The organism is Streptococcus didelphis DSM 15616 (assembly GCF_000380005.1).
In the GTDB taxonomy this organism is placed as follows: Bacteria; Bacillota; Bacilli; order Lactobacillales; family Streptococcaceae; genus Streptococcus; species Streptococcus didelphis.
The window spans coordinates 49,745-59,653 of the sequence record NZ_KB904201.1 but is presented as its reverse complement, the minus strand read 5'-3'; the positions used below and the strand labels follow the sequence as shown (position 1 = coordinate 59,653).

Here is a 9,909-nt window from a genome sequence, read left to right as displayed (position 1 = left end):
TTGACAATAAGGTAGCTTTCTTGATAAGATAGAGATATTCAATTTTGAGTGGATTACAATGCCGTAAGCCATTGAAAAGTTAAGTGACGATAGCCTAGGAGATACACCTGTACCCATGCCGAACACAGCAGTTAAGCCCTAGCACGCCTGAAGTAGTTGGGGGTTGCCCCCTGTGAGATAGGGAAGTCGCTTAGCTTAGAACCACTCAAAGGGAGTTTAGCTCAGCTGGGAGAGCATCTGCCTTACAAGCAGAGGGTCAGCGGTTCGAACCCGTTAACTCCCATAGTAATAAAGATAGAGGTCCCGTAGTGTAGCGGTTATCACGTCGCCCTGTCACGGCGAAGATCGCGGGTTCGATTCCCGTCGGGACCGTTTAAGATATCATGAAGATGTTTTAAAAGAAGAAAGACTCGTTAGCTCAGTTGGTAGAGCAATTGACTTTTAATCAATGGGTCACTGGTTCGAGCCCAGTACGGGTCATCATAGCGGGTTTGGCGGAATTGGCAGACGCACCAGATTTAGGATCTGGCGCTTAACGGCGTGGGGGTTCAAGTCCCTTAACCCGCATACAGAAAAGCCGGCTTAGCTCAGTTGGTAGAGCATCTGATTTGTAATCAGAGGGTCGCGTGTTCAAGTCATGTAGCCGGCATTGCGAAAGTTTGCGAACGTAGTTCAGTGGTAGAACATCACCTTGCCAAGGTGGGGGTCGCGGGTTCGAATCCCGTCGTTCGCTTTTGAGGAGCCGGGGTGGCGGAACTGGCAGACGCACAGGACTTAAAATCCTGCGATGGTTCACATCGTACCGGTTCGATTCCGGTCCTCGGCATTAACTTAATATAGCACCCTTAGCTCAATTGGATAGAGTACCTGACTACGAATCAGGCGGTTAGAGGTTCGACTCCTCTAGGGTGCATCAATTCGGGAAGTAGCTCAGCTTGGTAGAGTACTTGGTTTGGGACCAAGGTGTCGCAGGTTCGAATCCTGTCTTCCCGATTGATGGCGGTGTAGCTCAGCTGGCTAGAGCGTCCGGTTCATACCCGGGAGGTCGGGGGTTCGATCCCCTCCGCCGCTATTTATGTTATTATATGGATGACTTTGGACCTTTAGCTCAATTGGTTAGAGCACTCGGCTCATAACCGAGCGGTCGTAGGTTCGAGTCCTACAAGGTCCATGTATGGAGGATTACCCAAGTCCGGCTGAAGGGAACGGTCTTGAAAACCGTCAGGCGTGTAAAAGCGTGCGTGGGTTCGAATCCCACATCCTCCTTTAAATTATCGCGGGATGGAGCAGCTAGGTAGCTCGTCGGGCTCATAACCCGAAGGTCGTAGGTTCAAATCCTGCTCCCGCAATATAAAGATATTAAGTTGGCTCGGTAGCTCAGTTGGTAGAGCAATGGATTGAAGCTCCATGTGTCGGCGGTTCGATTCCGTCTCGCGCCATTATAATGCGGGTGTAGTTTAGTGGTAAAACTACAGCCTTCCAAGCTGTTGTCGCGAGTTCGATTCTCGTCACCCGCTTTATAGTTTTTCCAAGCTATATTAAAAAGGCTTGGGCGCGTAGCTCAGGTGGTTAGAGCGCACGCCTGATAAGCGTGAGGTCGGTGGTTCGAGTCCACTCGTGCCCATTTGATGGAGAATTACTCAAGAGGCTGAAGAGGACGGTTTGCTAAATCGTTAGGTCGGGTAACTGGCGCAAGGGTTCGAATCCCTTATTCTCCGTATTGATAAATGAGAGTATCTGTAATAGGTATTCCTTTTTTTTTATTCTGAAAGGTTAGTAATGTTTAATAAAAAATTAGCAAAAATATTTTTCTGGCTTACAAGTTCGTTGATTGCTATCATTATTTTTTCGATTATTTTTAGTTCTTCTATTTCACCATTTTTTGCAACTGTTAGTAATGCCTCCTTATCGAAGATAGATAATTACATTTCTATTCCTTTTGATATGGCAAAAAACGGGGTCTCTACTACTAAAGATTTGGTTCACACCTATCAAAAGAATAACCAACTAGAGAAAGAGCTAAAAGATAGTAAAAAAGATAAGGCTAGTCTTAAACACTATCAAAAGGAGAATAAGGAATTAAAAGCCTTGCTTAAGATTAATTTTTCAGCTCCAAAACAAATAGTTACAAAAATACTAACAAGAACACCGAGTTCTTGGACAGATGCTATTGTAATTGCTACTCCTAGTAAGGAAAAAATCAGAAAGAACATGCTTGTAGCAAGTCAGGATTCTCTCATTGGAAGAGTAACTAATTTCTCTAAAACAAGTGCCCATGTAGACTTATTAACAAGTGGAAAAGTTTTTGATATTCCAATAAAAATTGTGGATAAGTCTACAACTATTTATGGGAATTTAAAATCTTACAACAGTGAAAAACAAGTCATGTATTCAAGTGAATATAATTCAAATGATGCTATTTCTGTAGGATCAGAAGCCTATACAAGCGGCCTTGATGGCGAGACTGCCGCAGATATTCCCCTTGGTAAGGTGGTTAAAATAGAGAACTCAGACGACAAACTCAAAAGGAAAATCTTTATAAAATTAAGTGCAGATTTTTCACACATTAACTATGTTTATGTATTAGGAAGAGAGTAGACATGATGAAACGCATACTTTTATTTATTAGTTTATTTGTAATATTCCTTCTAGATGCTCATTTGACAGATTTTATTAGAACTCTTTTTTTTACTAGACTTGAGTTAAGAACTTATTTATTTGTAATTGTCTTTTTCTATTTTTGCCGACGAAGCCACTTTTTCCTTGCCTTAATAGCTGCGCTTTTCTTTGGTATGATTTATGATTACTATTATTTAGACTTTTTAGGAATAACAGCCTTGGCTTTGCCTATAGCAACACTATTACTCTTACTTGTGGATAAGTTTGTTAAGAATAAAAGGTCTAAGTGGCAGGATTTTCTCTTGTTTACAGTTTTTCTATCATTTTTTGTGGGTATCTCCTTTTTGCTAGCTACAAACTACCACTTTACCCCAATTTCCTGGTCTTTCTTTGTGACTTATCATTTTTTACCTGCTTTATTATTAAATTTAGTGATATTTATCATTTTCAACAAGCATTGTAAGCAGGTTTTTTATTGATTATTACACACAAATGTAACAAATGCGTAATATTATTTGCCTTTTTTTCTGGTAGAATATAAGATGTCTTATCGAAAAGGAGTAGTTTTTTAAAAATGAAAAAGAGAATTTTATCAGCCGTTCTTGTAAGTGGTGTAACCCTTGGAGCAGCTACAGCGGTTAACGCAGACGATTTGAATGCTAAGATTAATACACAAGATGCAATTATTTCAAATCTAACTGCAGAACAACAAGCTGCACAAAGCAAAGTCAATAGTTTACAAAACCAAATTGGTTCTTTGCAAACACAACAAGATAGCCTGTCAAAAGAAAATGAAGAACTTGCAGCAAAGTCTTCAGAACTAGAAAAAGAAATTCAATTACTTTCAGCTAAAATTATTGCTCGTAGCGAAGTGTTGAATAATCAAGCTCGTAGTACTCAAAAAGGTAATACGACAGCAAATTATTTCAACACACTTTTGAATTCTAAATCAATCTCAGATGCTGTTAATCGTGTCTTCGCAATTCGTGAAGTTGTAACAGCTAATGCAAAGATTTTAGAACAACAAAAAGAAGATAAAGCTGCACTTGAACAAAAACAAACTGAAAATCAAGAAGCAATTAACAAAGTTGCTGCTAACATGGAAACTCTTGCTTCAAACAAAGTTTCATTAGAAACTCAACAAGCAGAGTTAGAAGTAGCTAAACTTGATCTTTCAGCTCAAATGACAAGTGCTCAAGAAGAAAAAGATAAATTATTAAGTCAAAAAGCAGCAGCAGAAGCAGCAGCTAAGGCAGCAGCAGAAGCAGCTCAAAGAGCTCAAGAAGAAGCAAAAGCAAAAGCTCAAGCACAAGCTGAGTCAGTAGCAAAAGCTCAAGCAGAAATTCAACAAATGCAACCTGCACCAAGTTCAGTAGCTCCAGAAGCAACACCAGCACCTTCAGCAATTGTAGCACCAGTAGCAGCACAGTCAGCTCCTGCACCCGCAGCAGCGCCTACAGCAACTACTATAACTCCACAAGCATCTTATGGTTCAGCAAGTACTTATCCAGTCGGACAATGTACATGGGGAGTTAAATCACTAGCTCCTTGGGTTGGTAACTATTGGGGTAACGGTGGACAATGGGCATATAGTGCAGCAGCTGCAGGTTTCCGCGTAGGTTCTACACCAACAGTAGGTTCTGTTGTCGTATGGAATGATGGTGGTTACGGACACGTTGCCTATGTAACTGGCGTTCAAGGTGGACAAATCCAAGTTATGGAAGCAAACTACAACGGTAATCAATCAATTGGAAACTACCGTGGTTGGTTCACTCCAAGTGGTGTTTCATACATCTATCCAAACTAAAAAATAATTATAGAGATAAGGTCAGCCTTATCTCTTTTTGTTAATAATTGAAGCCTTATCATTTTATTTAGATTGAAAAATTGCTTAAAAAAGTTTAAAATGGTAGAGGATTAAAACTTTGGAGGAAAAAATGTCTTATTCGGATTTGAAATTGTTTGCTTTATCTTCAAACAAAGAGCTAGCAGAAAAAGTGGCCTCATCAATGGGAGTAGAGCTTGGAAAATCTACTGTTCGTCAATTCTCGGATGGTGAAATTCAAGTTAACATTGAAGAATCTATTCGTGGGCACCATGTTTTTATTTTGCAATCAACTAGTTCACCTGTTAATGATAATTTAATGGAAATACTGATTATGGTTGATGCTTTAAAGCGTGCTAGTGCAGAAACAATAAGTGTTGTTATGCCTTATTATGGTTATGCAAGACAAGATAGAAAGGCACGTTCACGTGAACCAATTACTTCTAAATTAGTAGCAAACATGCTTGAAGTTGCTGGGGTTAATCGCGTCTTAACTGTTGACCTTCATGCGGCACAGATACAAGGCTTTTTTGATATTCCAGTTGATCACCTAATGGGAGCCCCACTAATTGCTAACTATTTTGATCGTAATGGTCTTGTTGGAGATGATGTGGTGGTTGTTAGTCCTGACCACGGTGGTGTAACACGTGCACGTAAATTAGCACAATTCCTCCGTACACCAATTGCCATTATTGATAAACGTCGTAATGTTAACAAAATGAATACCAGTGAAGTGATGAATATCATAGGAAATGTTTCTGGTAAAAAATGTATTTTAATTGATGATATGATAGATACTGCAGGTACAATTTGTCACGCGGCTGACGCATTAGCAGAAGCAGGTGCAACAGAAGTTTATGCATCATGTACACATCCCGTTTTATCAGGCCCTGCCTTGGAAAATATTCAAAAGTCAGCTATTAAAAAATTGATTGTTTTAGATACCATTTACCTACCTGAAAATCGTTTAATTGATAAAATTGAGCAAATTTCTATTGCTGAATTAATAGCAGAAGCCATTATTAGAATCCATGAAAAACGTCCTTTATCTCCATTGTTTGAAGTAGATTAATAAAAAGTTAGTTGCAGTAAACCTCGTTAAGGTTGGTGAAAAAGTCATCCTTAGCTTAGTTTACTGTGGCTTTTTTTATATAAAAAATTATCTCTAGGAGCAGGTAGTAATCCAATGCAATTGTTTATCATTTTAGGTATAATAGAGGTATTATTTTTTTAGGGGGATATACATGGATTTAAGCAAAAGATTTAATAAACACTTGAATAAGGTTGAAGCATCTCTTATCAGACAGTTTGATCAATCTATTTCAGATATTCCTGGAGTTCTTAAATTAACTTTAGGAGAACCAGATTTTGCAACTCCAGATCATATAAAAGAGGCAGCCAAGGCAGCTATTGATGCTAATCAATCTCACTATACAGGCATGAGTGGTCTTTTATCCCTAAGGCAGGCAGCTTCTGAGTTTGTAAAGGAAAAATATAATTTAGATTATGATCCTAATGAGGAAATTGCTGTAACTGTTGGGGCTACAGAAGCCCTATCAGCTTCTTTATTAGCTATATTGGAAGAAGGAGATAAGGTATTATTACCAGCCCCTGCATATCCAGGCTATGAACCTATTGTGACTATAGTTGGGGCAGAGATTGTTGAGATTAATACAACTCCTAATCAGTATGTTTTAACAGCAGAAGCCTTGGAAGAGGCTATTATTGAACAAGGAGACAAGTTAAAGGCTGTCTTATTAAATTACCCTACTAATCCAACTGGCGTAACCTATTCTAGGCAACAAATTAAATCATTTGCGAAAGTTATTGAAAAGTACAATATCTTTGTTATTAGTGATGAAGTTTATTCGGAACTCACTTATAGGGATGAAAGACATGTTTCCATAGCTGAGTTTCTTCCAAATCAAACTATCTTAATTAATGGTTTATCAAAATCACATGCCATGACTGGCTGGCGGATTGGTTTTATCTTTACTAAAAAAGAATTGGCAGCGCAATTAATAAAAAGTCATCAATACTTAGTAACAGCAACAACGACCATGGCTCAGATTGCTGGTGTAGAAGCCTTGAGAAATGGAAAAGATGATGCTCTACCCATGAAAAAGGAATACTTATTGCGACGAGATTATCTTATTAGAGAAATGACCGAAATGGGCTTTTCTATTATTAAACCTGAAGGTGCTTTTTATATCTTTGCTAAAATTCCAGAAGGTTTTGGGCATGAGGATTCTTTTGCCTTCTGTCAAGATTTAGCTAAGCAAAAATCAGTAGCTTTTATTCCAGGAATTGGCTTTGGTAAATATGGTGAAGGTTATATAAGGATTTCCTATGCTGCAAGTATGGAAACTATTCAAGAAGCAATGAAACGTCTAAGAATATTTATGAAAAATTATGGACATTAAAACATCTATGGGGATTGTTCTTTATAATAGGAACTATAGGGAAAATGATAAATTAGTAAAAATTTTTACAGAAAAAGCTGGCAAAAAAATGTTTTTTATTAAACATGCAGGAAAGTCCAAACTGGCTTCTGTAATTCAGCCCTTAACGAGTGCTGATTTTATCTTAAAATTAAATAAAACTGGTTTATCTTATATTGAAGATTATAATGCAGTTGAAACGTATAGGCATATCAATCAAGATATTTTTCGTTTAGCTTATGCAAGCTATATTTTAGCCTTGGCTGATGTTGCTATAGTTGATGATGAACCGGACCCACAGCTATTTGTTTTCTTAAAAAAGACCTTAGACTTAATAGAAGAAGGTCTAGATTATGAGGTTTTAACAAATATTTTTGAAATTCAGCTCCTAGATCGATTTGGAATACATTTAAATTTTCATGAGTGCTCTTTTTGCCATCGTGTAGGTCTACCCTTTGATTTTTCCCATAAATATTCAGGCTTGCTATGTCCTCAGCATTACCATGAAGATCAGCATCGTAATCATTTAGATCCCAATCTTATTTATTTATTGGATCAGTTTCAAGTGATTCAATTTTCTGAATTGAGAAATATTAACTTGAGTGTGGATATGAAACAGAAGTTACGTCAATTTATCGATGAGCTTTATAATGATTATGTGGGAATCCATTTAAAGAGTAAGTCTTTTATTGATAACCTAAACAGCTGGGGTGATCTTATGAAAATTCAGGATAAGACTTAAGGAATTTTCTATTCTAGACTCTTTTTATGGCTTTATTTTCGAACTGATAATCTTAAAAAAACATGCTATAATAACAGTTATTACGAGAAGTTAGCTTTGCTATTTCCCGAAGGAGGCAAATAAAAATGAAAAAAATTGCAGTGGATGCTATGGGTGGTGATAATGCCCCTAAAGCTATAGTTGAGGGGGTTAATCAAGCTATTGAGGCCTTTTCTGATATTGAAATCCAGTTATATGGAGATCAAGCTAAAATTAAGAACTATTTAACTGCTACAGAACGTGTTTCAATCATTCATACAGATGAAAAAATAAATTCAGATGATGAGCCTGCTAAAGCTATTCGTCGTAAAAAGGAAGCCTCTATGGTATTAGCAGCACGTGCTGTTAAGGAAGGGCGAGCAGATGCAGTTCTTTCAGCTGGAAATACAGGTGCTTTATTGGCTGCAGGTTTGTTTGTTGTAGGGCGGATTAAGGGTGTTGAACGTCCAGGATTAATGTCTACCTTACCAACTAATAATAAGCTGGGCTTTGATATGTTAGACTTAGGTGCTAATGCAGAAAACTCTGCCCAACACTTGCATCAATATGCCACCTTAGGTTCTTTTTATGCTAAAAATGTTCGTAACATTGCTAAACCACGTGTGGGCCTTCTAAATAATGGCACAGAGGAAACTAAGGGAGATAGTCTTCGCAAAGAGACCTATGCTTTATTAGTAGCTGATGAAAGACTTCATTTTGTGGGAAATGTGGAAGCGCGTGATCTTATGTCAGGTGTCTGTGATGTGGTTGTTGCCGATGGTTTCACGGGAAACGCTGTTCTAAAATCAATTGAAGGCACAGCTATAACTATAATGAGTCAGTTAAAAGGAGCAATTACATCTGGTGGCATAAAAGCAAAATTAGGTGCTCTGCTATTAAAGAATAGCTTATATGACTTAAAAGAATCTTTGGATTATTCTAGTGCTGGTGGAGCTGTTTTATTTGGACTTAAAGCACCTGTTGTCAAATCACATGGATCTAGTAATGCTAAAGCTATTTTTTATACCATTAAGCAAATCCGAACAATGCTAGAAACAGATGTGGTAGGCCAGCTAGTAGAAGAATTTTCTAGGGAGAGTAATAATGACTAAAGAAGATATTTTAGCAAAATTAATTGAACTCATTAAGGAACAAGATCCTACTAAAGCAACTCTAATCACAGAAGAAACATCATTACAAGATGATTTAGATGTTGATTCTATTGAGTTAACGGAGTTTATTATTAACATTGAAGATAGTTTTCATTTATCTATTCCTGATGAAGATGTCGAAAATTTGAATACTTTTGGTGATTTATGTGATTATTTACTAAGAGCATTAAAATAGTTATTTGAATAAGAGTGAGGAGCGCAGGCTCCTTTTTTTGTAGTATAAAAACGAACATTTATTACTATTTTTATCTATAATGTGAACTTTTCTTGTTTTAAAAAATTATATATGTTATCATTTATAAAAAAAGAAGCAGAAAGGCGAACATTTTGCGAAACGAAGAACTCTTATATTCAGGAAAAGCCAAAGATATTTATGCTACAGAAACAGAGAATGTTATTAGGTCTTTTTATAAAGATCAAGCAAGTATGCTTAATGGAGCTAAGAAAGAAAATATAGAGGGAAAGGGTATTTTAACTAATAAGATATCTTCTCTTATTTTTAAAAAATTAAATGAAGCAGGAATAGAGACTCATTTTATTAGACAAATTTCAGATAGAGAACAGCTAAATCATAAAGTGAAGATTATTCCTTTAGAAGTTGTCTTAAGAAATAAAAGTGCTGGCTCTTTTTCAAAACGCTTTGGTATAGCTGAAGGTTTAGAGTTGGGAAAACCCATTATTGAATTTTACTACAAAAATGATGCGCTTGATGATCCTTTTATAAATGAAGAACATATTGATTTTCTAAATCTTCTTGATCAGCAGCAAATTGCCTATATTAAATATGAAACTCGCAGAATAAACCTCTTATTATCAACTTGGTTTCATGAGCTTGATTTGCAACTAATTGATTTTAAGTTGGAATTTGGCTTTGATGCAAATGGTAATATCATTTTAGCAGATGAGTTTTCACCTGATAATTGCCGTTTATGGGATGCGGAAGGAAATCATTTAGATAAAGATGTTTTCCGTAGGAATCTAGGAAATCTGATAGATGTTTATCAACTTGTGTTTGAGAAACTAGAAAAACTAAGTTAGTAAGCAATCCTATAAATAAGCTGTAATGCAAGGTAAAAAGATAATAGATAAGGT

Annotated in this window: 9 protein-coding genes, 17 tRNA genes and 1 rRNA gene; all 27 read left to right on the top strand. The window is 36.8% G+C overall.

Features of this window, described 5'->3' with window-relative positions; translation table 11 throughout:
• The first annotated feature begins 79 nt into the window (after positions 1-79).
• Positions 80-195 (top strand): 5S ribosomal RNA (gene rrf / locus A3GU_RS0109310).
• Positions 196-210: 15 nt separating this feature from the next.
• Positions 211-283, top strand: a tRNA-Val gene (locus A3GU_RS0109305).
• Between the two features lie 16 nt (positions 284-299).
• Positions 300-372 (top strand) — tRNA-Asp (locus tag A3GU_RS0109300).
• Between the two features lie 35 nt (positions 373-407).
• Positions 408-480, top strand: a tRNA-Lys gene (locus A3GU_RS0109295).
• Between the two features lie 5 nt (positions 481-485).
• Positions 486-567 (top strand) — tRNA-Leu (locus A3GU_RS0109290).
• Positions 568-576: 9 nt separating this feature from the next.
• Positions 577-649: transfer RNA gene (locus tag A3GU_RS0109285), tRNA-Thr, on the top strand.
• A gap of 12 nt (positions 650-661) precedes the next feature.
• Positions 662-733 (top strand) — tRNA-Gly (locus tag A3GU_RS0109280).
• Positions 734-741: 8 nt separating this feature from the next.
• A tRNA-Leu gene (locus A3GU_RS0109275) sits at positions 742-826 on the top strand.
• A 13-nt stretch (positions 827-839) separates the two neighbouring features.
• Positions 840-913, top strand: a tRNA-Arg gene (locus A3GU_RS0109270).
• Positions 914-919: 6 nt separating this feature from the next.
• Positions 920-993, top strand: a tRNA-Pro gene (locus tag A3GU_RS0109265).
• 5 nt (positions 994-998) lie between these two features.
• Positions 999-1,072: transfer RNA gene (locus A3GU_RS0109260), tRNA-Met, on the top strand.
• 25 nt (positions 1,073-1,097) lie between these two features.
• Positions 1,098-1,171: transfer RNA gene (locus A3GU_RS0109255), tRNA-Ile, on the top strand.
• Positions 1,172-1,176: 5 nt separating this feature from the next.
• Positions 1,177-1,266 (top strand) — tRNA-Ser (locus tag A3GU_RS0109250).
• Positions 1,267-1,275: 9 nt separating this feature from the next.
• Positions 1,276-1,349: transfer RNA gene (locus A3GU_RS0109245), tRNA-Met, on the top strand.
• Between the two features lie 17 nt (positions 1,350-1,366).
• A tRNA-Phe gene (locus tag A3GU_RS0109240) sits at positions 1,367-1,439 on the top strand.
• A gap of 7 nt (positions 1,440-1,446) precedes the next feature.
• A tRNA-Gly gene (locus A3GU_RS0109235) sits at positions 1,447-1,517 on the top strand.
• Between the two features lie 33 nt (positions 1,518-1,550).
• A tRNA-Ile gene (locus tag A3GU_RS0109230) sits at positions 1,551-1,624 on the top strand.
• A gap of 6 nt (positions 1,625-1,630) precedes the next feature.
• Positions 1,631-1,718: transfer RNA gene (locus A3GU_RS0109225), tRNA-Ser, on the top strand.
• 61 nt (positions 1,719-1,779) lie between these two features.
• Complete coding sequence (locus A3GU_RS0109220) at positions 1,780-2,598, top strand: rod shape-determining protein MreC (RefSeq protein WP_018367241.1); 819 nt, start codon at positions 1,780-1,782, stop codon at positions 2,596-2,598.
• 2 nt (positions 2,599-2,600) lie between these two features.
• On the top strand, positions 2,601-3,098 hold the full coding sequence (gene mreD / locus A3GU_RS09950) for a rod shape-determining protein MreD (RefSeq protein ID WP_018367240.1): 498 nt from the start codon (positions 2,601-2,603) through the stop codon (positions 3,096-3,098).
• 95 nt (positions 3,099-3,193) lie between these two features.
• Positions 3,194-4,426: a peptidoglycan hydrolase PcsB gene (gene pcsB / locus A3GU_RS0109210; RefSeq protein ID WP_018367239.1), complete on the top strand. Its 1,233-nt coding sequence runs from the start codon at positions 3,194-3,196 to the stop codon at positions 4,424-4,426.
• A 130-nt stretch (positions 4,427-4,556) separates the two neighbouring features.
• The gene (locus A3GU_RS0109205; protein WP_018367238.1) at positions 4,557-5,516 is read left to right on the top strand and encodes a ribose-phosphate diphosphokinase; all 960 of its coding nucleotides are present in this window, start codon (positions 4,557-4,559) and stop codon (positions 5,514-5,516) included.
• 172 nt (positions 5,517-5,688) lie between these two features.
• A complete protein-coding gene (locus A3GU_RS0109200) occupies positions 5,689-6,867 on the top strand; it encodes a pyridoxal phosphate-dependent aminotransferase (RefSeq protein ID WP_018367237.1) in 1,179 nt (392 codons plus the stop codon).
• Entirely contained in the window at positions 6,857-7,627 is a 771-nt protein-coding gene (recO, locus tag A3GU_RS0109195; RefSeq protein ID WP_018367236.1) for a DNA repair protein RecO, read from the top strand. The genes A3GU_RS0109200 and recO overlap by 11 nt, the downstream gene beginning before the upstream one ends.
• Positions 7,628-7,752: 125 nt before the next feature.
• Positions 7,753-8,757: a phosphate acyltransferase PlsX gene (gene plsX, locus A3GU_RS0109190; RefSeq protein WP_018367235.1), complete on the top strand. Its 1,005-nt coding sequence runs from the start codon at positions 7,753-7,755 to the stop codon at positions 8,755-8,757.
• The gene (locus A3GU_RS0109185; RefSeq protein ID WP_018367234.1) at positions 8,750-8,992 is read left to right on the top strand and encodes an acyl carrier protein; all 243 of its coding nucleotides are present in this window, start codon (positions 8,750-8,752) and stop codon (positions 8,990-8,992) included. The genes plsX and A3GU_RS0109185 overlap by 8 nt, the downstream gene beginning before the upstream one ends.
• A gap of 152 nt (positions 8,993-9,144) precedes the next feature.
• Positions 9,145-9,855 carry a phosphoribosylaminoimidazolesuccinocarboxamide synthase gene (gene purC / locus A3GU_RS0109180; protein WP_018367233.1) on the top strand — a complete coding sequence of 237 codons (711 nt, stop codon included), beginning with the start codon at positions 9,145-9,147 and terminating at the stop codon, positions 9,853-9,855.
• Positions 9,856-9,909: the final 54 nt, after the last annotated feature.

Coding starts and splice junctions, on each gene's coding strand:
- A3GU_RS0109185 (WP_018367234.1), top strand. CDS start 8,750: ATGACTAAAGAAGATATTTTAGCAAAATTAATTGAACTCATTAAGGAA.
- plsX (WP_018367235.1), top strand. CDS start 7,753: ATGAAAAAAATTGCAGTGGATGCTATGGGTGGTGATAATGCCCCTAAA.
- A3GU_RS0109205 (WP_018367238.1), top strand. CDS start 4,557: ATGTCTTATTCGGATTTGAAATTGTTTGCTTTATCTTCAAACAAAGAG.
- A3GU_RS0109220 (WP_018367241.1), top strand. CDS start 1,780: ATGTTTAATAAAAAATTAGCAAAAATATTTTTCTGGCTTACAAGTTCG.
- mreD (WP_018367240.1), top strand. CDS start 2,601: ATGATGAAACGCATACTTTTATTTATTAGTTTATTTGTAATATTCCTT.
- recO (WP_018367236.1), top strand. CDS start 6,857: ATGGACATTAAAACATCTATGGGGATTGTTCTTTATAATAGGAACTAT.
- pcsB (WP_018367239.1), top strand. CDS start 3,194: ATGAAAAAGAGAATTTTATCAGCCGTTCTTGTAAGTGGTGTAACCCTT.
- A3GU_RS0109200 (WP_018367237.1), top strand. CDS start 5,689: ATGGATTTAAGCAAAAGATTTAATAAACACTTGAATAAGGTTGAAGCA.